Source organism: Candidatus Aquiluna sp. UB-MaderosW2red, from assembly GCF_900100865.1.
GTDB lineage: Bacteria > Actinomycetota > Actinomycetes > Actinomycetales > Microbacteriaceae > Aquiluna.
This window is the reverse complement of the sequence record NZ_LT627734.1, coordinates 1-22,768: the sequence shown is the minus strand read 5'-3', so window position 1 is coordinate 22,768 and position 22,768 is coordinate 1. Positions and strand designations below refer to the sequence as shown.

The following is a 22,768-nucleotide window of genomic DNA, read 5'->3' as shown; positions in this document are numbered from 1 at the left end:
ATGATTGTTCCAATTCATTTAGTGCTAATCGGCCGCCAGGGCTGCCACTTATGCGAAGACGCCCAAAACGTCCTCGCACAGGTCATAGCTCGTTTTGCCCACGAGCATCCGGGCGTGGAATACGTTGTCGAAGACCTAGACATCGATCAAGATGAAAATTTGCGGGATAAATACGCCGAGGAGATTCCGGTGCTGTTGCTAAACGGCAGGGCGGCTGGGATGTGGCGATTAGATGCCGACCGGGTTTATGAACTGATTTTGAAAGAACTGATTTAGTCAACCAACGGCTTCACATTTCTCCCGTCTCTCTAAATAGCTATAGCTGACGGAGTGAGGAATGTGATTGGCGCTGAACCTTTTTTAATGGAGGTTCGCATTCCAGCCGGATGGCTTTTGCAAAGGCGGGAAGTAAGTCTTGAAAAAGACGAGAATTCAGCTGAAATCGGGATCACTCAGACTAAGTTCGAAGATCAGCCTGGGGGCTTTTAGTTGCCACCGAAATTTAGCGGTTCAATCAACTTGAAGCTGTGGCAGCAGCTGAGGCCAAGCAGTCACTCAGGGCAACGGGGTTTGCCAATGGCTACCTAGATATATTGATTGCCGAGCACGCCATTGGCATCGGGGCTGCGTTGGTAACCAATAACACTAAGCACTTTGAGAATGTCCCGGGGCCTAGCTTGGCGAACTGGGTTCAGTAGTTTGCTACCCTTGGAATTCAATCCACCAGAAGGGCCGAATGTTTATTGATATAGAGCAGCTGGGTTTTCTCGGTGTATTCATAGCGGGAGCGATTCCTTGGTTCGAAGCAATTGTTGTGGTCCCGATAGGTATTTTGATCGGCCTGAATCCTACGCTTACGGTTTTGTTTGCAGTGCTTGGGAACGCTCTAACAATCTTTCTATTCGCATTTCTAGGTGACAGGATTAGAGCCTGGATGCTGGCGCGTCGAGTAAAGGCGGGCAAGCAGGGAGAATCGAAGCGCTTCATAAAGGCGCAGCAATCCTTTGATAAATGGGGCATCTACGGCATGGCCGCCCTGGGCCCGGTTGTTATTGGAACTCAGTTTGCAGCAGCTATTTCGGTGGCAGCGGGCGTAAAGCCCCTCAAGACTTCGATTGTCATAAGCGTTGCGACTTTGTTGTGGGCGGGCGGTATAGCTTTAGCTATGGTCCTCTTTGGCGCTGGAACTTAGTAGCACTAAGGAGTCAAGCGGTTTGGTCCGCGGAATAAGAAGCTGGCTTCGCGAATGTTCGGCAGATCCAGCAGCAGCATTACAACCCTTGTGAGCCCCATACCGAAACCACCGTGGGCCGGGGCGCCGTAGCGGAAGAAGTCTAGGTAAAAACCAAGGCTTTCAAGCTCCAAACCCTTCTCAAGAATCTGCTTTTCCAAAACCTCAACCCGGTGCTCACGCTGGGCACCGGTAGTGATCTCAGTGCCCTTGAAAACTAGGTCATAACTCTTTGTAAGACTGTCGTCGTCCTCGTGGCGCATGTGATAAAAAGGGCGAATATTCTTCGGGTAGTCGGTCAAAAAGACAAACTCGTGGCCCAGTTCTTCTGCGACATGGGCGGCAATCTGGCGCTCGCCCTCAGGGTCTAAATCGCCATCTTGGCGAGGAACTTTATAGCCACGCTTCTCAACAATCTGGTGTGCCTCGGCTAACGGGATTCTTGGGAAAGGAATGGTCGGCACCTTTATGTCGATGCCGTAAAGCTTTTCGATTTCTGCACCAAACTTTTCTTTCACCTTTGCGATTGCGCGTGACAAAAGCTGCTCCTGGAACGCCATGACATCCTGATGGCTATCGATCCAGCTCATCTCCATGTCCACTGAGACAAACTCGGTGGCGTGCCTTGAGGTGAAGGATGGGTCAGCTCGGAAGACTGAGCCAATCTCGAATATCTTGCCAAGGCCTGCGCTCATAGCCATCTGCTTATAAAACTGCGGGCTCTGCGCTAGGTATGCGTGGGTGTCAAAGTACTCGAGCTTGAATAGCTCAGCATGAGATTCCGAAGGAGAGCCCATCAGCTTGGGGGAGTGAATCTCAATGAAGTCGTTTTCTAGCCAAATTTCACGCCAGGTTTGCTCGAGGGTGGTCTGGATTCGCAGCATCAGGTTTAGCTCTGGGCGCCGCATGTCCAAGAATCTCCAGTCCAGGCGCTTATCTATTGAGGTGTCCTCGGCGATTGGGCTATCAGGTAGTGATTGGGAGACAAGAGTTAGATCGGTCAAAAGAATCTCAATGCCACCGAGCTTCACACGCTCATCGTGCTTGAGGTTGCCTTCAATCTCGACAAAAGAGCCGCTGGCAAGTGAGGATACTAAGTCCGCCAGAGCATCCTCATCTTGTGGTCTCGGGTAGGTGACCTGAACACTGCCCGATTCATCGCGGATGATGATGAACTGAATCCGCTTTTGATCCCTGAGGGTCTCCACCCAGCCACCAATTTTGACCGGACCGTCTTCGAGGGTCTGCAGTTGAGAAATGAGTGAGCGGTTTTGCATCGGATTCCTTAGAGATTGCGGTATTTACCCAAGTTTAGCGAGGGTAAACTTTTTGGTATGCCCGCTTCTCGACTCCATCTAGTGCGCCACGGCGAAGTTTTTAATCCCGAAGGCGTGCTTTACGAGCGAATTGATGGCTTTGGACTAAGCGAACTTGGCGAACAAATGGCCCAAGCGGCAGCCGATTCGCTGGTGGCATCCGGGCGCTCCGTTAGAAAATTAATCGCCTCGCCTTTATTGCGAGCTCAGCAATCAGCAATGCCGATTGCTGAGGCTTTTGGCTTGGATCCAGTTCTCGATGAGCGTGTGATTGAGCCTTGGAATGAATTTCGGGGTCTCAAGATCGGCGCCAGGGCAGTACTCAAGCGCCCCAGCCTTGCCCTGAAACTTCTCAACCCTTCTAAGCCCAGCTGGGGTGAGCCGTTTGTGGATATTTCGGCACGCATGCTGGATTCTGTTTTAGAGAATGGTTCGACCGATTTGCCGGGCGATGTTGTGATTGTTTCCCATCAACTTCCCATCTGGATGCTTTACCGTTCTACTCAAGGCTTGGCTCTGCCCCACGATCCAAGATCAAGGCGCTGCTCGCTTTCTTCGATCACTTCTTTTGAATTTAGGGATGACAAATTGGTTGAGGTTGACTACCGGGAACCAGGTGTTGAGTTCGCCAGTTCCATCGAAAAGGACGCAATTGATGGCGGTGCGGTATGAAGCGTGAAACCGCAAGAGCCCTGTCTATTGGGCTGGTGGTTATGCTGGTCGGCTCTCTGGCGCTCAGCCTAATGGGCTGCACCCAAGACCCTTTGGCCGAGCAATTTCGCTCCGGAGACAATAAGAACTACATCGCGGGAGACGGCACGGTTACCGAATATTCCCTCGGTTCAAGGCCCGGGTTTGAACCTTTTTCGGGTGTTACCGAGTCGGGTGGTCAGCTTGATTCGGCTGCCTTTGCTGGTCAAGTAATTGTGATGAATTGGTGGTATTCGGCTTGCGCGCCCTGCAGAGCGGAGGCACCGGATCTGGCTGCACTAAGCGAAGAGTTCAAGGATGAGGGGGTTCAGTTCATCGGGGTGAATGTTAGGGACACTGCTGCAACCGCATTGGCTTTCGATCGCAACTTCGGCATCACCTTTCCCTCACTGATGGATGCCCAAACCGGATCGGTCTCGCTGGCGTTTTCGGGGATAGTTAGCCCGCAGGCTGTGCCAACCACGTTGGTGATTGATAAACAAGGCAAGGTAACCGCAAGAATTTTGGGCAAAATCGAGGCTTCGATCTTGCGCACACTGATAAAAACTGCGGTGGCAGAGTGAGCCCAGGCGAGGTCATTCTTTCCGGGTCGATGCTTCTTGCGATGCCATTGGCGCTTCTAGCCGGTGTGATTAGCTTTTTGAGCCCCTGCGTCTTACCTCTGGTGCCTGGCTATCTGGGTTACGTGGCAGGTAATGCTGCCCCTAAATCCAGGGTGATGCTTGGAGCTACTTTATTTGTGCTTGGTTTCACCACCGTGTTTGTTTCTCTTGGAGTTGTGGCGGGAACAGCCGGCCTATTATTCATCACCAGAAATCCTTGGGTGCAGGCCCTTTTGGGATTGTTAGTGATAATTCTGGGCCTGGTGATGATCGGAAGATTCGGCTTCATGCAGCGCACCTTCAAACTTCCAATATCCCCAAAGACGGGGCTTTGGGGAGCGCCGCTTCTGGGAGTAGTTTTCGCGCTCGGATGGACGCCTTGCATCGGACCGACCCTAGCTGCAGTGCTGGTGATGGCTTCTGATTCGGGGGACCCAGCAAGGGGAGCAATCTTGGCCACAATTTACTCACTTGGGATGGGGATACCCTTTATTTTGATAGCTGCTGGCTTTGGCTGGGCCACCAAGTCGGTTGATTTTCTAAAACGGCACCTAAGGGCACTGAATCTTTTCGGCGGTGGCCTATTGATTGTGATTGGAGTCTTGATTGCTACTGGTTTGTGGAGTCAGCTCATGACCTGGTTTCTGGGGGTGACAAGTGGCTTCCAGCTTATTCTCTAAGTTATCGTTTTGGCCCAGGTGGTTTTGGCGGCAGCTAATCAGCATGCGCAATGCGCTATTTTTACTACTACTTTTGGCGGTCGCAGCGGTTCCCGGTTCGGTCTATCCACAAAGAAGCGCCGACCCCAATGGCGTGAAAGAGTTCTTTGATCGAGAACCAGAGTTCGCTCGGGTCCTGGATGGTCTTCAGCTTTTCGATGTCTATACATCGGCTTGGTTTTCGGCTATCTACATCCTGCTGTTTGTCTCTTTGGTGGGCTGTGTTGTGCCACGAACCAAGGTGCACTTTGACGCCATGCGTGCCAAGCCAGTAAAAACCCCGACCAATCTCAAGCGCATGACAATTCATTATGAGCTTGCCGGCAATCCCGAACTTGCGATTCAAAAAGCCCAAAAAGTGCTGAAGTCTATGCGCTATAAGACCCAGGTTCAGGGCAACAGTGTTTCGAGTGAAAAGGGTTATCTCAAGGAGACCGGTAACTTGGTTTTTCACTTCAGCCTGGTTGGGGTCTTGATCGCAGTAGGTGTTGGTGGCGGGTTGAGTTTCAACGGCCAGCGGGTTTTGGTGGAAGGTGAAACCTTTGTTAATAACCTAGCCAGCTACGACAGCTTTTCTCCAGGGCCTTTATTTGATGAATCCGAACTCAAGCCCTTCTCGCTCACGCTCGATGACTTCAATGTGCTCTACGACCTGAATAACGTAGCGAACATCGGCCAGCCGATTGACTTCATTGCCACGGCTACCACCACCGTGGGTGAGGAAACAAGCACTGACGAGATACGAGTGAATTACCCATTAGCCGCTCCCGGGGTGAATGTCTTTTTGACCGGTAATGGTTTTGCCCCGGTGATTACGGTCAGAGACGGCAATGGCGACGTTGCTTATTCTGGGCCGGTAATTTTCTTGCCGCAGGATTCAAATATGACCTCGCTCGGAGTGATTAAGGCTCCCGATGCCAACCCTGACCAAATCGGCATCATTGCTTTTTTCTACCCGACCGCCGGAGAGTTGGATAACGGTGCATACACCTCAATTTATCCTGACCCACTCTCCCCGCTTCTTACGATGAATGTTTATAAGGGCGACCTTGGGCTAGATTCTGGAATTCCACGAAACGTCTACGCGCTTGACACTTCGAGCCTTGAGACTTTGGCCAGTCGAGAAGGACCAAATGACCCAATCATGCTGACCGTTGGGGAATCCAAGGACCTTCCCGGTGGTTTGGGTTCAGTGAGCTTTGATGGGTTATTGCGATTTGCATCGATTGATTTTGCGTATAACCCGGGCGGACTGTGGGTGTTGTTATTCTCACTTTTGGCGCTGGGCTCGCTGACCCTTTCGCTCTTATGGCCACGCAGGAGAGTCTGGGTGCGCGTGAATCAAGACGGAGTCATCGAAATGGCAGCACTTGCCAAAGGCGATGACCAAAGACTTGAGCAAGCCACCATGGAAATCAAGAAACGACTAGAAAAAGAGATTGCCTAAAAATGACGCCAGTGATTGTTCTAAACGAGCCGCTATCTCAGGTCTCGCTGCTTTTGGTTTCCTCCGCGATGGCTTTTATCGCGGTCGCGCTCCTGCTCTTCTCCTTTCAGCTGGCTCAGCTATCTAAAGTCGAGGGTGTTGTCCCGGTTAGCAAGTTGGAAAGAACTGGGTTTGTAGTCCTGATTTTTGGAACCGTTGTGCTCGGTATCGGAGTCGTTTTGCGCGGCGTTGCCGCAGGCCGCGTGCCCTGGGCGAATATGTATGAATTCGCAATTTCAACCGCGTTTCTAATTCTGGTGGTTTACCTCAGTGCCATGAAAATCAAGGATTTAAGGTTCATCGCAACTTTCATCTCTGGCTTTATATTGGTAATCCTTTTCGCAGCGGTTTCGCTTTTCTATGTGGAAGTGAAAACCCTGATGCCGGCACTGCAAAGCTACTGGTTGGTTATTCACGTAGTCGTTGCGGTATTGGCCACCGGCTTTTTCACGGTCGCCGCCGGGCTTCACATCGCCTATTTGGTCAAGGCCTCTAATCGCGCTAAAAACCTGATGGATCGATTCCCATCGCTTGAGGTTCTGGAGCGTTTGGCGTATCGGTTTAATGTGGTCGGGTTTGTTCAGTGGAGCTTCACTTTGATTGCTGGCGCAATTTGGGCAGAGCGAGCCTGGCACCGCTACTGGGGCTGGGACACCAAAGAGGTTTGGACATTCATTATCTGGACCCTCTACGCCGGTTATTTGCACGCCATGGCGACTCGTGGCTGGAATGGCAAGCGGGCCGCCTGGCTCGGGTTGATTGCGTTTTTCGCCGTAATCTTCAACTTCACAATCGTGAACCTTTTCTTCAAGGGTCTTCACGTTTACTCGGGTCTATAGAAGCTCTAAACAGCGCTCTAGGCGTTTAATCCAAAACTCTTCGCGATCCTTTGGTGCTCGGTATTTTTCGAGCATTTCTGAATCGATCTCGGGGACATCGAATTCGAGGAATCCGTTTTGGGTTCTAAGTGGATTCTTCACAATGTCCCCAGCCATTAGGTTTAGCGTCCCAAGCCCGCAAGGGTAATTGAGGGTTGGGATTGATGCGGCCAGTGCCAAGCCTTGCGCAATTCCGATGGAGGATTCCAGTGCGGAGCTCACCACAATCTCCAAGCCGGATTTATTGGCAATTTCTAGCGCCTTTTCTACACCACCCATAGGAGCCACCTTGATGACAGCTATGTCACATGCCCCAAGTCTGGCTACCTCTAGTGGATCTTGGGCCTTTCGAATTGACTCATCTGCCGCAATCTTTACCTCAAGATCGGCTTTAGCTATGAGGTCATGAAGCTCGACCATTTCTGGAATTGTGGCTACCGGTTGTTCGAGGTATTCGAGGTTCGAGCCCGCCATCAGCTTTGCTAGTTCGAGGGCTTGGGCAACTGAGTAGCCCCCATTGGCATCTATTCGGAATTTGGCAGTTGGGTAGAGCTCGCGAACCTTGTGGATTCTTTCTAAATCTTGGGAGAAATCCTGACCCGTTTCTGCGACCTTTATTTTTACCGATTCAAAATCTCCGAAGCCCTGCAAAACCCTCTCGACTTGATCGGCGGATACTGCCGGGAGAGTTGCATTAATTGGAATCTTTGATCTGATGGCTTTTGGTAAAGGGTCATTGGCCCAGCTCAAGGAGCTCTTTAGCCAAATAGCTGACTCTTGATCTTCATATTCTAAAAATGGGGAGAATTCCGAGAAGCGCTCAGATCCTCTGAAGATCAACATTTCCCTAAAGGCCAAGCCTCTGAAAGTGGTCAGCATTGGAATTCTCACAACGGCTATATCCGTTATCAGGTCTTGCGGCATCCGATTAGTCTATGGGTATGTCTTTTGAGGTTTCTGAGATTTTTGATGCCCCCAGCTGGGTAGTGGTCCCAGGTTTCGAGCAGCTGATCGATATCAGCTATCACCGACACGAATCACTCGGTTTGGTTCGAATTGGTTTTTCTCGCCCCGAGGTTAGAAATGCTTTTCGCCCGCAAACGGTAGATGAGCTATACAGGGCTCTTGACCACGCGCGCATGCAATCCGATGTCGGCGTTGTGCTACTGACTGGAAATGGTCCTAGCGCAAAGGATGGCGGTTGGGCTTTTTGCTCGGGGGGAGACCAGCGGGTTCGCGGCAAGGACGGTTATGAATATGGGGATCAGTCCTCGGGTCGCTTGCATATCCTCGAGGTGCAGCGGCTGATTAGGTTTATGCCTAAAGTCGTGATAGCTCTAGTTTCTGGTTGGGCGGCTGGCGGCGGGCACTCCTTGAATGTGGTTTGCGATCTTTCAATCGCATCCAAGGAGCACGGTAAATTCAAGCAAACCGATGCCGATGTCGGTTCCTTTGATGCCGGTTATGGATCGGCCTATTTGGCAAGGCAAACGGGTCAGAAATTCGCCCGAGAGATCTTCTTTTTGGGCCGTGAATACGATGCGCAACGCGCGTTGGAGATGGGTGTAGTCAACGCCGTGGTGCCGCATAAAGATTTAGAGACGACCGGTATTGAGTGGGCTAAGGAGATTCTAGGTAAGTCACCCACTGCAATTCGCATGCTGAAGTATGCCTTTAACGCTGTTGATGACGGCTTGGTTGGTCAGCAACTGTTTGCCGGCGAAGCAACTCGCTTGGCCTATGGCACCGATGAGGCCCAGGAAGGCAAGAACGCCTTTTTAGAAAAGCGCAAACCAGACTGGTCAGATTACCCCTGGCATTTCTAATGAAGCCGTTGCGTCTTGTGGCAGCGAACGATACGTTCGCTGCGCTGAATCTGATGATTGATGTTTTGGCTGATAAGTGTGCAGTTTTTATAACGGCTCCTGAGACCAATGGTGTGATGCCAGAGCTTCAGGGCTTGCCAGATCAGGTTGAAGATGGCGCCGCGTTGATTGTTGAAAGCTCGGGATCAACCGGTGTCCCAAAGCGAATCGAACTTTCGAAAAAGGCCCTGCTGGCGAGCGCCAACGCATCGGCAGAGCGACTTGGAGGTCACGGTCAGTGGCTTCTGGCGTTGCCAATCAATTTTGTGGCCGGAAGCAACATCCTGATTCGCTCGATTATTGCCGAGACCCAGCCCGTCATGATGAACACAAGGGTGCCCTTCACCTCCGAGGCTTTTATCCTTCATGCTGGACAGCTAAATCATGAGCGTAGATACAGCTCACTGGTGCCAGTTCAGCTCTCCAAACTTCTTACCCACGCCAAGTTGGATGAGTATGCGTTGAGGACGCTCAGAGGCTTTAGCGCGCTTCTGGTGGGGGGTCAGGCGCCGAACCTCAAAGAGGTTGCGGAATTCAAGGAGCTGGGTGTGAACGTGGTTGTGAGTTACGGGATGGCCGAGACTGCCGGGGGCTGCGTTTACGATCAGCTGCCACTACAGGGCGTAGAGATCTCTATTGAAAAGGGCCTGATAGCAGTCGCGGGTGACATGCTGGCGAATAACCTTGGGGATAAGTTCCTGACGAGTGATTTGGGGAGTTTCGAAGCTGGTCGACTTGAGGTTTTGGGGCGAGCGGATCGGGTAATTATTTCTGGTGGGCTGAAGGTCTCGCTTGATTCAATCGAACAGCGCTTATTAGCCGAACCCGGAGTCACTGAAATATCCGCCGAGCCCTTAAACACCTTATGGGGGCAGTCGGTTGGCATTGTTTATGTGGGGTTCAAAGAATTAGATTTATCTTTTTTGGAGACCGAATTCTCCAAGGCCGCTAAGCCTTCGAAGGTAGTTCGCCTGGAATCTTTACCCAGGCTTATTTCTGGAAAACCAGACCATTTGGCGATTCAATCGCTTTTAGCGAACTAGCATTTAGCCGATGTCACAGATAAAGATTTGGATCACCGGCGCCCGAGTGCGCACCTTGCCGCTAGCCATTGCCCCGGTATTGCTGGGTAGCGCCACCGCCTCCACAGTGGATCGGTTTGATTTGGGCTTGACAATTTTGGCTCTGGTGGTTGCCCTAGCTCTGCAGATTGGCGTGAACTACGCGAATGATTACTCAGATGGCATTCGTGGAACCGACGATAATCGAGTCGGACCCAAGCGCATCACGGCTTCAAAGAGTGCAAGGCCGGTTGCTGTGCGAAATGCGGCGTTCATCTTCTTTGGAATTGCGGCACTCGCGGGTCTGGCAATAATCATTATTTCGGGGCAGTACTTCTTGGTTTTCATCGGGCTATTAGCAATTCTGGCGGCCTGGTATTACACCGGGGGCAAGTCCCCCTACGGCTATGCCGGGCTGGGCGAAGTAGTGGTTTTTGTGTTCTTTGGTTTGGTTGCAACCATCGGAACTAATTTTGTTCAAACCGGATTTATTGACCCGCTGGCAGTCATGCTCGGAGTCGCATCCGGTCTTTATGCCACGGCAGTTTTGCTGGTAAATAACATTCGCGATATCGAAACCGATAAAAAATCTGGCAAGGTGACTCTTGCCGTCAGGCTGGGTGAAAAGACTTCTAAGCGTATTTTCGTGGCCATGATTTGGTTTCCGGTTTTGGTGAACCTGCTTTTAATTAGCTTCTACCCGGCGACGATTTTTGCACTTTTCAATCAGGCGCTGGTGATTCCGGCAACTTTCATTCTGCTAACTGCGAAAACTCCAAAAGAGCTGATAACCGTTTTGAAGCTCACTAGCTTTGCCGGTTTTGGTTATGGACTACTTATCGCCTTTGGTATCTTTTTCGTCAGCCTTAGTATCTGAATCGACGATGTCATTCTCTAGATCGCTCTCGGCATCGTCGTAGCTACCCTTTGGGTTGCGGGCTAGCTTCTTTGAGACCGCCTGACTCATGGCATTTCGCTGCTTATCCAAGAACAAAAGAGAAATCGCAAAAGAGACCCCGGCTGCAATAATTGCTGCTACATATGTGTTGAAACCAAGGGCTACAAAACCCCAAAAAAAGGCGACGAATAGTCCGAGTCGGATGAGGGTGTAGCTGAACCAAGGGTTAATCACACATTTAGTGTAGAGCGAGAGGCTGAACTAGGGTTGAGAGTATGACAAGACTGGCATTAATAACACTTGCATTTTTGGTGATCTGGATGGTCTTCACGACCGTGTTCGCGATTAGCGCCGAGAAGAACGAAGTAAGGGCCCTGCCCAAGTGGGCCTGGATTATTCTGTGCGTGGCTGTTCCATTCTTCGGAGGGCTCTTGTACCTGATGGTTGGAAGACCCTTGGGCAAAGATACCGGAGGCCCAAAGGGCAAGGGCAAGACCATTGCCCCGGACGATGACCCAAACTTTTTAAGAGACATCAATCGCTTTTTGAAAAAGCGCAATGACGACAATGACCCTAAGTGACCCAAAGCTTTTCTCAGGAGCTTTCAGCAAGCGTTCTAGCTGAACTGGTAGCGGGGGGAGTTACTAACTTTTACCTAGCCCCCGGGGCCAGAAGTCAGTCTCTAGCCATTGCCGCCGGACAGTTGGCTCAGGCCCATGAAATTAGCTTGACAGTGGTTTTGGACGAGCGTTCGATGGGATTTGTGGCACTTGGTAGGGCGCTCGCTACCGGCACCCCATCTGTTTTGATAGTGACAAGTGGAACCGCCGTAGCGAATCTCCACCCCGCAGTGCTTGAAGCACACCACAGCGGTGTGCCGCTGATCTTGCTAACCGCTGATCGCCCTTCGAGGCTGCGTGGCACAGGGGCAAATCAAACAACCAATCAGGTGGGGATTTTTGCCGACGCGGTGAGAGCCTGCATCGATATCCCCGCGCCAACCAAGCACCATGTTCCGAACGTGTCGGAGCTAATGCGTGAGCTAGTGGCAGCGAGCCTGGGCGCCAGCCACGAGGCCGCAATAGCGGGGCCAGTTCAACTCAATTTGCAATACGATGAGCCGCTTTCAGGAGCTGAGCCGACCGCTGTTGGTGTCCTCAGGGGGATTGCAAGAAGAGCACTCCCAGTCCAAAAGCGGCACGATAACGTCTCAGAGATATCGGTGGGTGACGGCTGCGTTGTGATTGCAGGAGCCGGGGCCGGGGCAAGGGCACAGGAGTTTGCCGAAGCTGCGAAGCTGCCTCTTTTTGCGGAACCGTCTTCGAGGGCTCGGTTCGGCGAAAACATGATTGTCAACTACCAGGACCTTTTGGGCACTGAGTTATTTGACCGCATAAATAAGGTAATTGTTTTTGGCAAGCCCACTCTTTCCAGGCCAATTATGCGACTGATCAAAAACACCGAAGTGTGGGTGGTGAAAGATAAATCCCACGGACACTTCAATGCCGGCCTCAACGCCTTGGGTTTCTCCGATTCGGCGGTGCCCAAGGGCGAAGCATCAGCCGACTGGCTGGAGTCTTTTAGCCAAGCCGACATTCCTGCAACCGGAACCAGGGCCGAGATTGCAAAGACGCTTTGGGATGAAACCCAAAAGGACGAGCAGCTGCTATTTGCCGCCTCGGAGTTGATTCGCCAAGCGGATAAGGCGGTGACTGCGAAGGAGATCAAGGCTTTTTCTAATCGAGGACTGTCCGGTATTGACGGCACGATCTCGACTGGTTTGGGCTTAGCTCAGGCGGGGTTTAAGACCCGAGTGCTTTTGGGTGATCTGGCCCTGTTGCACGATGTTGGCGGCCTGAATCTTTCGGGTTTTAAAAACCTTGATCTGCAACTTATTATCGGAAACGATAACGGCGGTGAGATATTTGGAAAACTCGAAATGGCGAATCTGATTGACCTAGATCAATTCGACTTGCTCTTTCGCACCCCGCAGCGGGTCGACCTTGGGGCGCTCGCCGCCGCCTACGGCTGGCAATACTTCAAGATTTCAAAGGCCCAAGACCTGAAGCCATTGCTTTCACTGGGTGGGTTTGTGCTGATCGAGGTTTCGCTCTAAGAATCGAAAGCGTATCTCACGGCGCGAAACTTGAGCTCGGTTTCCTCTAGCTCTGCTTGTGGGTCAGACCCAGCAACAATCCCGCAACCGGCGATTGCCCTGATCTGGTTTTCTTCAATAATTCCACCGCGTAGCGCAATTGCTAGTTCGCCACTTCCATCCGATGCCAGCCAGCCCACCGGTCCCGCATAACCACCGCGATCGAAAGGTTCTAATTCTGCGATCAGGTCTTGAGCAAGTTTTCTTGGTGTGCCTGCAACTGCGGCGGTTGGGTGAAGCTGAGCCACGATGTCCAGTAGTGAGGTCTTCTCCCTGAGCTTGCCAGTCACATCGGTGGCAAGGTGCCAGAGGTCCGGCAACGCTAAAGAAAACGGCTCGTTGTCCCTGGTGATTTGCTCGCAAAATGGATCCAGTTTTTCGAGCAGTGAATCAACTGCGAAGGCGTGCTCCTGCTTGTTTTTAATCGAGTGAGCTAGGCCTTCGGCTATCGCGCGATCAACATCAGGGTCGGTGCCGCGAGCTGCGGTGCCAGCCAGCACTCGAGCTGAAACCTCACCCGATTCGGCTCTGAGTAATAATTCGGGGGAGGCCCCAAACACCTCACCGACTGCATAGGTCCAGCAGTGTGGATATCGGGCTGAAAGTCTATTGAGGGCTTTTGATAAATCGGGGGAGCCAGAGATGGGCATTACTAAATCCCGGCTCAACACCACCTTGGCTAAATCGCTGTCCGAAATTTGCTCAACTGCAAGTTCGACCGATTTCAGAAAACCGCTGCTTGACTGGCTTCCTTCTACTAATTTGCCCTCGGGGGCAAAGAGCGCGGTTGAAAGTTCGGGTGAGTCAGTCTCAACAAGGGTTTGAAAGGCGATTCCCTCTCTAATTACGGTTAGGCGTCTAGGGATAATGAGAACACTTGGGCGTTGGCTGAGTGGCGAAAAAGTGATCGAGGTGAAGGCCACTAACCCGCTGCCGGCAAGTTTCACCTCATCATCTATTTGAGCGGCTTCGCAAAGGGCCTTCCAGGCACTGGAAAGCTCTTGGATTCTGTGTTCCCCAGTCGCAGAGATTACGTGGGCCACACCCTCGCCAATTAGCTGCGAGCCGCTTCTTAGAAACACCGATTTGCCGGCGAGTTCAAGCACTGGGGCGTGCTTAAGCGCGGTGGTTTTCACCTTCAATCGCATTTCTTGTCCTTTTTGCTCTGGATTTGCTGAGACATTACTAACCATGTCGCATCCTTGGGCATTTCAACCTATCCTGAAATAATTCTAAATCAGGAGCTCAAATTGATCACGCGGATTATTGCAACGCTGTTACTCGGCTTTGCGATATCCGCACCCTTGGCCGAGGGGTCAGAACACAACGAGCAGGTGATTCCCCCAACCGTCTATGAACAACAGGGCAATTCCACAGTTTCCGATCCGATCTTGATGGAAGACATCGTTATCACTCACCGCACCCCTGCAGACGAGTTTGCCAATGCAATCACCCCGCTGGTCCTAACGCTGGGATTTGGCTCGATTGGATTGGTGGTCTACACCTTGGTAAACAAGGAAAAACAACGGGGGCTCCCCGATTAGACTTGCCTAGTGAGCAAGGCAGACCTAAACAAAAAACCCGCAGAAGTAGCTGCGATGTTTGACGATGTAGCGGTGAGTTACGACAAAACAAACGACCTACTTTCTTTTGGGCAAGCCCGTCTCTGGCGCAAGGCCGTAGCGGATGCTGTGAATGCTCAAAGCGGCCAAGCTGTTTTGGACATCGCCGCTGGAACCGGGACCTCTTCGATGGCTTTTCTCAAGCCGGGTGTCCGAGTCGTGGCGGCTGATTTCTCAAAGGGCATGCAAGCCGAGGGTAAAAAGCGGTTCCCAGAACTTGAATTCGTTTTTGCGGATGCCATGAAATTGCCCTTTGCGGATAAAGAGTTTGATGCGGTGACGATATCTTTCGGGCTTCGAAATGTGGAGAACCACAAGGTTGCTCTCGGTGAGTTTTATCGAGTTCTAAAACCGGGTGGCAAGTTGGTGGTTTGTGAGTTCTCCTACGTGCCGGGCATTCTTGGGCCTTTTTATAGATTTTATTTGGCGAAGGTGTTGCCGATTTTTTCTCGAGTTTTTTCTAAAACCCCAGAGGCTTATAACTATTTAGCCGATTCGATTGCGGCTTGGCCGAAGCAGGCGGTGCTCAAAAAGGACATCGAGGCTGTTGGATTCAAAGAAGTAACTTATAAAAACCTGACTCTAGGCATAGTTTGCATGCACCAGGGGTTGAAGAGCTGATGGGCAATTCACTTCCAAAACAACTGCGGCTGGTTTCTGATCGCAAGCTGCTAAAAGATCTCGAAGCACGCATGGTCGAAGTCGAGGCTCGCATCATCGCGGCCACCACCTCGGCGGATGCCCTGGTGACTGAGATGTCCTCTCATCTAGCCAAGGCCGGCGGCAAAAGAATGCGCCCGGGTTTGGTTCTTCTAACGGCTCAGCTTGGCGACCCGGATGCTCCTGAGGTTGTGGACGCAGCCGTTGTCATGGAAGTTACTCACCTGGCGACTCTCTATCACGATGACGTGATGGACCAGGCTTCCACTAGGCGTGGGGTCGACACCGCGCATTTGGTTTGGGGCAATAACGTCGCCATTCTTACCGGAGACCTATTATTCGCCAGGGCTTCAAACATTGTTGCATCGCTTGGCCAAGAGGCCCTCACCATGCAGGCCCAAGTCTTTGAGCAGTTGGTGCTGGGTCAGCTGAACGAGACTATTGGGCCCCGAGAGGGCCAAGATCCGCTGGCTCATTATCTAGACGTGTTGCGAGATAAAACCGGCTCCCTTATTGCGCTATCCGCCAGACTCGGTGCACTTCTCTCGGGAGCCGATGCGAGCTACCAGCAACCGCTGCAGGCTTTTGGTGAACGTATCGGTGTTGCCTTTCAGCTGGTAGATGACATTATCGATATCCAGTCCACCACGGAGCAATCCGGCAAGGTCTCGGGAACCGATCTTTTGGCCGGTGTCCCAACGCTGCCAGTATTTTTATTGGAGAACCACAAAGACAAAGAATCAGTTGAGTTGCTTCAACTGATCAAATCTGGTCTCTCCGCGCAAAACCTGCCGGAAGTGTTAGAGAAATTGCGAGCACATGTTGTGATGGACGAAGCTCAAACGGAGACTCAGCGCTGGGCCGATCAGGCGGTAGCTGCGATTTCAGGATTACCAGCTGGTTCGGTCAAGTCTGCCCTCGAGGCATTCGCGGCCGCTGTTGTTGAGCGCCAGGGATAGGTTAGGAAAACATTTTGTCAAAGCTTCGCCTTGCCGTAATCGGGTCAGGACCCGCCGGTATTTACGCATCCGATCTGATTTTAAAGTCCGAGAAAGACTTTGAAGTTTCTATTGATCTTTTTGATTCATTGCCAGCTCCCTACGGGTTAGTGCGCTACGGAGTTGCTCCGGATCACCCGAGAATTAAGGGAATTATCAAAGCGCTTTACGAGGTCTTGGACCGCGGGGATATCCAATTCTTTGGCAATGTGACCTACGGGGTGGACATTAGCTTGGATGAGCTTAAGGATCATTACCACGCTGTTATTTTTGCCACCGGAGCCATCAAGGATGCCGCACTTAATGTTCCCGGGGTAGATCTTGCCGGTAGTTACGGTGCCGCCGATTTTGTGAACTGGTACGACGCTCACCCGGATTTCCCACTGGATTGGCCGCTAGATGCCAGCCAGATAGCTGTAATCGGTAACGGCAATGTCGCCCTAGACGTTGCACGGATGCTAATCAAGCGTCCCGAGGATCTCTTGGCAACCGATATTCCTAGCCATGTTTATGAGAATCTCAAGAAATCGCCAGTCACCGACGTGCATGTTTTCGGCAGGAGGGGCCCAGCCCAGGTTAAGTTCTCGCCACTTGAGCTTCGCGAGGCACTGCACCTAGAGGGTGTCGAGGCAATTGTTTATGAAGATGACTTCCAGTATGACCAAGGTTCGATGACCGCGATCGAATCGAGCAATCAAGTTCGCGTCATGGTTAAGACCCTCGAAGGCCTCAAGGAAAATAAACAAGATCCCCAAAAGCGCAGGTTGCACCTGCACTTTTTCTCCTCTCCGACCAGGGTTCTGGATTCGCAGGGCCGGGTTTCGGGACTTGAGATAGAGCGCACCAAGCTGGACGGCACGGGCAACGTTGTGCCAACCGGGGAGTTCGAAACTTTCCCAATTCAAGCCCTTTACAGGGCGGTCGGTTATTACGGGTCGCCGCTCGCGGAATTACCTTTCGATGAGAAAAAAGGCATCATTCCAAACGATGGTGGTCGAGTATTAGATGACGCCGGCTTGCAGATCCCGGGAATCTATTGCACCGGCTGGATCAAGCGCGGGCCGGTAGGGCTCATTGGCCACACCAAGGCCGATGCAATCGAGACCATTGGTCACGTTATTGACGATAAGCCGATGTGGCTAAAACCCTCTAGGCCGGGGGAATCCCAGATTATTGAGACTCTAAACAAAAAAGCTGTTAGGTTTGTGGGCTGGCCGGGTTGGCTCAAGATAGATTCGACTGAAAGATCCCTTGGTGAGAATCAGGGCCGAGAGCGCATCAAGCTATTTGATCGCTCAGAAATGCTAGATATTTCAGAGAGCTAGGGATGGCAAAACTTACCGCAGCAAGGCTACGTAAATCACAGATTGCGATGCTGGCGACCTTCATCTTCATGGGTCACGCAGCGCTTTCCTCGGTGGCCTGGGTTCCGGAGTACATCGACCGTCTGGGCGTTTCATTCGCCGAGTGGGGAACAATCATTGGGTTCGGAATTATCGGATCAATCGCCCCTTTGTTTTTTGCCTCGCGTCTGATTATGCGCTTTAGTTCGAGGATGATTATCCGTTGGGGCATCTATGGCGGAATGGTGATGTTGGTCTTGTTGGGCCTTTCCACAGAGCCGGCAATTTGGTTTTTTATAAACATGGGGTTCAACTTCTTCATGTCTTTGGTGGGCGTGGCTGTTAACTCCCACGCGGTTTTGATTCAGAAGCAAATAAAGATTAATGTGATGGGTCGCTTCCACGCGGGCTGGGCGGTTGGCGCCGTGGCGGCAGCAATCTCCGGTGGTCTTTCGACAGTATTTCTGAGTCTGGAAGTCTTTTTAGTAGCGGTAGCAATCATCACTCTGGTGGTGTTTGAGTTCTGCTATCGCTGGCTTTTGAATGGCCAAGAAGATGGCCACATCGAAGAAAAGGCGCTGGTGGTTAAGCGCAAGTTCTACCAGTTTCCGCCCCAGTTGGCCCTGCTGGCCCTCGGTATGTTTTTTGGAGTCTTTCCCGAGGTTGTAATTATTGACTGGGCCGCCGTGTTTGCTAGAGATATTTTGAATCTCGATTTGGCGCTGCGTTCAATCCCCTTCGCAACCTTTATGTCGGGCATGATCATCGGGAGACTCTCACTGACCCGCTGGGCAAAGCGTTTTCCCCCAAATCTAATTGCCTCTAGAGGAGCATTCATTGCGGCCGGAGCTTTTGCTGTGACGGCCTTGGTTGCGGCTCCTCTGGCCGCCATCAATCAGTATCTGGGTCTCGCGGTAAGTGGAGCGCTCTGGCTGATAGCCGGGTTGGGCCTATCTTCCTTGGCTCCGGTGTTTTCTTCCGCGGCCGGGCACATCCCCGGGGTCTCCACCTCCTGGGCGCTCTCGAGCATTAGCCTTTTCAGTTCCTCTGTCACGGTGTTGGCCAAGACTTTGATGGGCGCCTTGGCTCAAGGCGTGGGTCTCCCGCTGGCATTCTTTTTCCCAATTACTTTGGCAATTGGCGCCGGGTTTATTGCCGCAACATTCGCCAAGCAGGCTAGGCGCAGCGAGTTGGCGGATGCAGCTCCGCCTACCGGACCCATTTCGGTGATCATCGTGGATGAGGAAGGTAGGGCCTAGTTTGACTTTGTTGAGAATTAAAAACGAGCCCATGGCATACGCCTGGGGCGCAAGTGAACTACTTTCTGATCTTTTGGGTATTGAAACCCCAGATCATCCGATAGCCGAAGTGTGGTTCGGCACTCATAAGAGTTCTTTGACCATGGTGTCGGACTCGGCTAATGGTTCGCTTTTAGACCGGGTCGGTGAGCTCCCATACCTTGTGAAGTTTTTGGCTGCGGCCCAACCACTTTCAATTCAGGCGCACCCAGCTAGGGATCGAGCCAGGATGCAGTTTGCTAATAACCACAAGTCTTATTCCGATGCCAACCATAAGCCCGAGCTTTTGATTGCGATAACCGAGTTTCGGGCGCTGTGTGGCTTTCGACCGCTTCCCGAGATAGAAGCGGATCTGAGGCTGCTAGCAGCTGCATCAACTCCGCTGGCAGGGCTATGGGGAGCCTTTGAGGCTGCCGGCATTGAAGCCGCTATGCGTTGGATCTACGATGCCCCAGCTTCGGCGGTATTGCAGCTTGTTGCCAACTGCACCGTGTTGGGCCGCAAGAGAGCTCGGTTGATTGAGGACTTGTTTCACCAGCACCCATCTGATGCCGGAATCTTAGTTTCGGTCCTGATGAATCTTGTTGCCCTTAGACCTGGCGAGGCAATCTTTTTACCCGCTGGCAACATCCACGCATATCTTGAAGGCATGGGGGTGGAGGTGATGGCCGCCAGTGACAACGTGTTGCGCGGCGGCTTGACCCAAAAGCCAGTTGATGTTCGGGAGCTAATGCAAATTTTAGATTTTCAGAGCCTAATTGAGCCGCGTGTTTCTCAGCAAAAATTGGCTCAGGGGCTTCATCGGTTCGGGGTGGAAATTCCAGATTTCAATGTTTATCGGGTTGAGCCTAGTTCGTCGAATCTCCTGGTGGATATCCAACTAAATGGCTCTGCGATTGTGGTCTGCGTCTCGGGTGAACTTAATATTTCAACATCTCAGGATGAAAGCCTGACTCTGCGTAAGGGCCAGGCCGGTTACTTGGGGGATGCGAGACTATTTTCGGTGGTTGGCTCCGGAACTGGCTATCTGGCCATGGGCTAGCGAAAGTTGGTGAACTGGACGTCGATATCCAGTTTCGAAGACTTCAACAGCGCCATGGTGTCCTGCAGGTCATCCCTAGATTTAGAGCTGACTCTAAGTTCGTCTCCTTGAATGATTGGCTTCACGCCCTTGGGGCCTTCGTCTCGGATAATCTTTGAGATCTTTTTGGCTTGTTCTTGGTCGATGCCGCTTTTGAGGCTCATCTCCATGCGGTATTCCTTGCCCGAGGCGTAGGGTTCTCCAACATCAAGGGACTTCAAAGAGATGCCGCGCTTGATTAGCTTGGTTTCAAAGACATCTAAAACAGCCTTGGCCCGCTCTGGGGAGTTGGCTTTGATCATGATCTTTTCGCCGCTGTTGGAAATCTCAGCACCAGTTCCCTTGAAATCGTAGCGTTGCTCGACTTCTTTGGAGGTTTGGTTCAGAGCGTTATCCGCTTCTTGCTTATCTACTTTGGATACGATGTCGAATGTTGAATCAGCCATGCCCAAAGTCTAACTAGAACGCTTGGCAGTTGAGGAGCGAACCAAAAGCTCTATGGGCCACTGATTCACTTGCTCAAAATTCAGGAGTTGTTTCGGGTCCTCAGATTCAATGATGTCCACGATCATGTTTGCCCCCTTGACTCCTTGAGCACTGGGTCTTTGTTCAATAGTGGACAGGCCATAAAACTCTCCAAGCGGGTGCCCATCCATGCCAATTACGGATATATCTTGGGGAACACGATAACCCAAGTCTCTGGCTGCTTGAATTGCCCCAAAGCCCATCTCGTCCGAGGCGCAGAAGATCGCAGTTGGAGCGTTTCTTGGATCACCAAGCATTTGCTTGGCAGCGTGATACCCGCCGGGAACCGTGAAGTCAGCCTCCGCCATCCACTGCGGATGGAAGTCTAAATTGGCATCCAGCAAAGCCTCGTGATATCCAGTCTTACGCAAGTACGGCTGGTGAAAATCCATCTCAGTAGCAGGTGTTCCCGAGATCATCCCGATCTCGGTATGGCCGAGGGAAATCAAGTGTTGAGTTGCCAATCGTCCTGCGCCCTCGTCGTCTATCGCTAAGGATCGAGCCCCTGGAATTGGGCCACCAATTCCAATGATCGGCTTGTTTATCTCGCTTAGTCGGCTGAGCTCTTGGGGTGAAAGCTTTACCGCCACGGTCAAGACGCCATCAACTCGCTTTCTTAGCACGAGGTCTTCAAAGATTCTTCGACGGTGAGTTTCTCCTCCGGAGAGGTTATAGAGAGTCACGTCATAGCCTCTGGCCACCAAGGCATTGACCGCATTTTCCAACAGGTTGGAAAAATACCAGCGGTCAATAAACGGCATCACCACCCCAATGTTCTTGGATCTTCCGGTGGCGAGGCTGTAAGCCGAGGATGATGCCACGTAGCCAAGCTCCTGCGCGGCCTTGAGGACCTTTTCACGAGCTCGGGCTGAAACGTGGGCTTTGCCGTTAAGTGCCCTGGACACCGTGGCTGTGGAGACGCCAGCCCGCTGCGCTACTTCAATAATTCCTACCATTTGTAAAAATTGTAAAGCTTTCCAAATGGATTTGTCTGATTTTCTGGGCCTTACTCGAGTTCAGCGAGGAAAATAAACAGCTCATCCGCAGCCAGGCGGGAAACTCACGACTACTTAGTGGTGAGATAAACCGTTTGAATTAGAACCTTGTCTACGAATATGCGCACGGCGCAGTCCACCCCGAAGCCGACCTTCTCTGCCCAGCGAAAGAGGTTGTGAGTGACTGCCGGGATAGATGGAACGATTACCCAGTCTTTGCCAATCTTGGCGCTAAGACGGTGTCCTTCATAGCCGAGTGTGTAGACAACAACGAAACCCTTGAATGATCCGACGGTGACTTTCCTCAGAGATGAGGTTGAGTCATCGGCGCCAGATGAGAATGGGTCACCGACGTCAGAAGACGAGCCGGCGCCAGATAGGGACAGGTCCCCGACATAAACGAGGCGCTTTTCAACAATGTTGTTTTCCAAAGTTCTCGGGTCGGAATCACCATCGAAGCTCGCAGTGATTGTTCCAGTGCCATGGTCGTTTTCACCAATGTCAACCCTGAAGCTAGCAAAACCAGCGGCATCTAAATTCAATGGAATCGATGACGGTGTCCCCGGGCCGGAGTAACTCAATGAAAATGTCCCAGTGGCAGAGGTCTGGACTCTGTTGCCAAAGACATCTTTTAATTGAATTGCAACTACGAAACTAGAATCCTTGGCTATTTGAGGCGCCTCAATAACGAGTTGGGTTCCGGTCCCTTCTTGGGCATCGTCGAATGTCAGCACTTTGGCTGTCGTCTTAGATCCACTTCTTATGACTACAATTTGCTCGCCAGCAAAATTTGAACGGACCTGGACTGAGTACTCGCCGGTGTCTGAGCTAGTTACAGTGATCGAGCCCACTGCGAAGTTTTGTCTCAATGACTCGCTTGGCGCTCCTGTGGAAAAGAGAAGTCCTGGCGCGCTGATTTGCACCGTCCCACCGGGAATAACCTGCCCTGCTGCGTTAGTCAGGACACCAGTCAGTGTGAAGTATTCAAAGGCGTGATATCTGGGAAGCTCGGACGCTCCCAAATCGCGAGCATCGAATGCCTTTGCCTGAACTAGCTCAATCTTTGGGCTTGCGTCTGAGCCAGCGCTTCTGGCGGTAACTGTGACTTTGGCTGGAATCGAGTCAAATCTCACGGCCACAACTGGAGAAGAGGGGCCTTGGATTATCCCGGGGAGATTCACAATAGTCCCTTGGGTCTCACCAGAACCAGAACCAGAACCAGAACCAGAACCAGAACCAGAACCAGAACCAGAACCAGAACCAGAACCAGAACCAGAACCAGAACCAGAACCAGAACCAGAACCAGAACCAGAACCAGAACCAG

26 protein-coding genes are annotated in these 22,768 nt (G+C 51.9%); 19 read left to right on the top strand and 7 right to left on the bottom strand.

Annotated features, from left to right (window positions below):
• The 3 genes from BLP47_RS00130 (at nucleotide 1) to BLP47_RS00125 (ending at nucleotide 1,192) form a co-directional block, all read left to right on the top strand.
• Nucleotides 1–276: a glutaredoxin family protein gene (locus BLP47_RS00130; protein ID WP_091849210.1), complete on the top strand. Its 276-nt coding sequence runs from the start codon at nucleotides 1–3 to the stop codon at nucleotides 274–276.
• A 251-nt stretch (nucleotides 277–527) separates the two neighbouring features.
• Nucleotides 528–698 carry a hypothetical protein gene (locus BLP47_RS08355; protein WP_157671243.1) on the top strand — a complete coding sequence of 57 codons (171 nt, stop codon included), beginning with the start codon at nucleotides 528–530 and terminating at the stop codon, nucleotides 696–698.
• Between the two features lie 38 nt (nucleotides 699–736).
• On the top strand, nucleotides 737–1,192 hold the full coding sequence (locus BLP47_RS00125) for a small multi-drug export protein (protein WP_249883340.1): 456 nt from the start codon (nucleotides 737–739) through the stop codon (nucleotides 1,190–1,192).
• Nucleotides 1,193–1,197: 5 nt separating this feature from the next.
• Here BLP47_RS00125 and aspS read toward each other — a convergent pair whose 3' ends face one another.
• A complete protein-coding gene (gene aspS / locus BLP47_RS00120; RefSeq protein ID WP_091849209.1) occupies nucleotides 1,198–2,508 on the bottom strand; it encodes an aspartate--tRNA(Asn) ligase in 1,311 nt (436 codons plus the stop codon).
• 57 nt (nucleotides 2,509–2,565) lie between these two features.
• Between aspS and BLP47_RS00115 the strand changes: the two genes are divergently transcribed.
• Genes BLP47_RS00115 through ccsB form a run of 5 tightly spaced genes read left to right on the top strand, consistent with a single transcriptional unit; the run spans nucleotide 2,566 to nucleotide 6,904 of the window.
• Nucleotides 2,566–3,219 (top strand): histidine phosphatase family protein, encoded by a 654-nt coding sequence (locus tag BLP47_RS00115; RefSeq protein WP_091849208.1) that lies wholly within the window; start codon nucleotides 2,566–2,568, stop codon nucleotides 3,217–3,219.
• Nucleotides 3,216–3,821 (top strand): TlpA disulfide reductase family protein, encoded by a 606-nt coding sequence (locus BLP47_RS00110; RefSeq protein ID WP_091849207.1) that lies wholly within the window; start codon nucleotides 3,216–3,218, stop codon nucleotides 3,819–3,821. The genes BLP47_RS00115 and BLP47_RS00110 overlap by 4 nt, the downstream gene beginning before the upstream one ends.
• Nucleotides 3,818–4,540: a cytochrome c biogenesis CcdA family protein gene (locus tag BLP47_RS00105; RefSeq protein ID WP_172807157.1), complete on the top strand. Its 723-nt coding sequence runs from the start codon at nucleotides 3,818–3,820 to the stop codon at nucleotides 4,538–4,540. The genes BLP47_RS00110 and BLP47_RS00105 overlap by 4 nt, the downstream gene beginning before the upstream one ends.
• 43 nt (nucleotides 4,541–4,583) lie before the next feature.
• Nucleotides 4,584–6,026, top strand: a complete 1,443-nt coding sequence (locus BLP47_RS00100) for a cytochrome c biogenesis protein ResB (protein ID WP_091849199.1) — start codon at nucleotides 4,584–4,586, stop codon at nucleotides 6,024–6,026.
• Between the two features lie 2 nt (nucleotides 6,027–6,028).
• Nucleotides 6,029–6,904, top strand: a complete 876-nt coding sequence (gene ccsB, locus BLP47_RS00095) for a c-type cytochrome biogenesis protein CcsB (RefSeq protein ID WP_091849198.1) — start codon at nucleotides 6,029–6,031, stop codon at nucleotides 6,902–6,904.
• Here ccsB and BLP47_RS00090 read toward each other — a convergent pair.
• Entirely contained in the window at nucleotides 6,899–7,867 is a 969-nt protein-coding gene (locus tag BLP47_RS00090; RefSeq protein ID WP_091849197.1) for an o-succinylbenzoate synthase, read from the bottom strand. The genes ccsB and BLP47_RS00090 overlap by 6 nt on opposite strands.
• 17 nt (nucleotides 7,868–7,884) lie before the next feature.
• Between BLP47_RS00090 and BLP47_RS00085 the strand changes: the two genes are divergently transcribed.
• From BLP47_RS00085 to BLP47_RS00075, 3 genes are read left to right on the top strand one after another with little or no spacing between them, the layout of a single operon-like run.
• On the top strand, nucleotides 7,885–8,769 hold the full coding sequence (locus BLP47_RS00085) for a 1,4-dihydroxy-2-naphthoyl-CoA synthase (RefSeq protein WP_091849195.1): 885 nt from the start codon (nucleotides 7,885–7,887) through the stop codon (nucleotides 8,767–8,769).
• Complete coding sequence (locus tag BLP47_RS00080; protein ID WP_091849194.1) at nucleotides 8,769–9,851, top strand: AMP-binding protein; 1,083 nt, start codon at nucleotides 8,769–8,771, stop codon at nucleotides 9,849–9,851. Before BLP47_RS00085 ends, BLP47_RS00080 begins: the two co-directional genes overlap by 1 nt.
• Nucleotides 9,852–9,861: 10 nt before the next feature.
• A complete protein-coding gene (locus BLP47_RS00075; protein WP_091849193.1) occupies nucleotides 9,862–10,746 on the top strand; it encodes a 1,4-dihydroxy-2-naphthoate polyprenyltransferase in 885 nt (294 codons plus the stop codon).
• Here the strand turns inward: BLP47_RS00075 and BLP47_RS00070 are convergent.
• Nucleotides 10,702–11,001 (bottom strand): DUF4229 domain-containing protein, encoded by a 300-nt coding sequence (locus tag BLP47_RS00070; RefSeq protein WP_091849192.1) that lies wholly within the window; start codon nucleotides 10,999–11,001, stop codon nucleotides 10,702–10,704. The genes BLP47_RS00075 and BLP47_RS00070 overlap by 45 nt on opposite strands.
• Before the next feature lie 41 nt (nucleotides 11,002–11,042).
• Between BLP47_RS00070 and BLP47_RS00065 the strand changes: the two genes are divergently transcribed.
• Nucleotides 11,043–11,348 (top strand): PLD nuclease N-terminal domain-containing protein, encoded by a 306-nt coding sequence (locus BLP47_RS00065; RefSeq protein WP_091849191.1) that lies wholly within the window; start codon nucleotides 11,043–11,045, stop codon nucleotides 11,346–11,348.
• On the top strand, nucleotides 11,345–12,883 hold the full coding sequence (gene menD, locus BLP47_RS00060; protein ID WP_091849187.1) for a 2-succinyl-5-enolpyruvyl-6-hydroxy-3-cyclohexene-1-carboxylic-acid synthase: 1,539 nt from the start codon (nucleotides 11,345–11,347) through the stop codon (nucleotides 12,881–12,883). The genes BLP47_RS00065 and menD overlap by 4 nt, the downstream gene beginning before the upstream one ends.
• Here the strand turns inward: menD and BLP47_RS00055 are convergent.
• A complete protein-coding gene (locus tag BLP47_RS00055) occupies nucleotides 12,880–14,115 on the bottom strand; it encodes an isochorismate synthase MenF (RefSeq protein ID WP_091849179.1) in 1,236 nt (411 codons plus the stop codon). The genes menD and BLP47_RS00055 overlap by 4 nt on opposite strands.
• Before the next feature lie 57 nt (nucleotides 14,116–14,172).
• Here BLP47_RS00055 and BLP47_RS00050 point away from each other — a divergent pair, with 57 nt between their 5' ends.
• The 6 genes from BLP47_RS00050 to manA are packed head-to-tail and all read left to right on the top strand — an operon-like array spanning nucleotide 14,173 to nucleotide 19,885.
• Nucleotides 14,173–14,466, top strand: a complete 294-nt coding sequence (locus tag BLP47_RS00050; RefSeq protein WP_157671242.1) for a hypothetical protein — start codon at nucleotides 14,173–14,175, stop codon at nucleotides 14,464–14,466.
• Nucleotides 14,467–14,475: 9 nt separating this feature from the next.
• Nucleotides 14,476–15,165, top strand: coding sequence for a class I SAM-dependent methyltransferase (locus BLP47_RS00045; RefSeq protein ID WP_091849168.1), 690 nt, complete (start codon nucleotides 14,476–14,478; stop codon nucleotides 15,163–15,165).
• Nucleotides 15,165–16,163 carry a polyprenyl synthetase family protein gene (locus BLP47_RS00040; protein ID WP_091849167.1) on the top strand — a complete coding sequence of 333 codons (999 nt, stop codon included), beginning with the start codon at nucleotides 15,165–15,167 and terminating at the stop codon, nucleotides 16,161–16,163. The genes BLP47_RS00045 and BLP47_RS00040 overlap by 1 nt, the downstream gene beginning before the upstream one ends.
• Before the next feature lie 14 nt (nucleotides 16,164–16,177).
• Complete coding sequence (locus BLP47_RS00035; RefSeq protein WP_091849166.1) at nucleotides 16,178–17,527, top strand: FAD-dependent oxidoreductase; 1,350 nt, start codon at nucleotides 16,178–16,180, stop codon at nucleotides 17,525–17,527.
• Nucleotides 17,528–17,529: 2 nt separating this feature from the next.
• Nucleotides 17,530–18,804 (top strand): hypothetical protein, encoded by a 1,275-nt coding sequence (locus BLP47_RS00030; RefSeq protein WP_091849155.1) that lies wholly within the window; start codon nucleotides 17,530–17,532, stop codon nucleotides 18,802–18,804.
• 10 nt (nucleotides 18,805–18,814) lie between these two features.
• Nucleotides 18,815–19,885 carry a mannose-6-phosphate isomerase, class I gene (manA, locus tag BLP47_RS00025; protein WP_157671241.1) on the top strand — a complete coding sequence of 357 codons (1,071 nt, stop codon included), beginning with the start codon at nucleotides 18,815–18,817 and terminating at the stop codon, nucleotides 19,883–19,885.
• Here manA and BLP47_RS00020 read toward each other — a convergent pair.
• From BLP47_RS00020 to BLP47_RS08490, 3 genes are all read right to left on the bottom strand, one after another.
• Nucleotides 19,882–20,370 (bottom strand): YajQ family cyclic di-GMP-binding protein, encoded by a 489-nt coding sequence (locus tag BLP47_RS00020; protein ID WP_091849144.1) that lies wholly within the window; start codon nucleotides 20,368–20,370, stop codon nucleotides 19,882–19,884. The two genes, manA and BLP47_RS00020, sit on opposite strands and share 4 nt — an antisense overlap.
• 9 nt (nucleotides 20,371–20,379) lie before the next feature.
• Nucleotides 20,380–21,405 carry a LacI family DNA-binding transcriptional regulator gene (locus BLP47_RS00015; RefSeq protein ID WP_091849143.1) on the bottom strand — a complete coding sequence of 342 codons (1,026 nt, stop codon included), beginning with the start codon at nucleotides 21,403–21,405 and terminating at the stop codon, nucleotides 20,380–20,382.
• Nucleotides 21,406–21,515: 110 nt separating this feature from the next.
• A partial coding sequence (locus BLP47_RS08490; RefSeq protein ID WP_197672375.1) for a hypothetical protein occupies nucleotides 21,516–22,768 on the bottom strand: 1,253 nt, incomplete at its 5' end.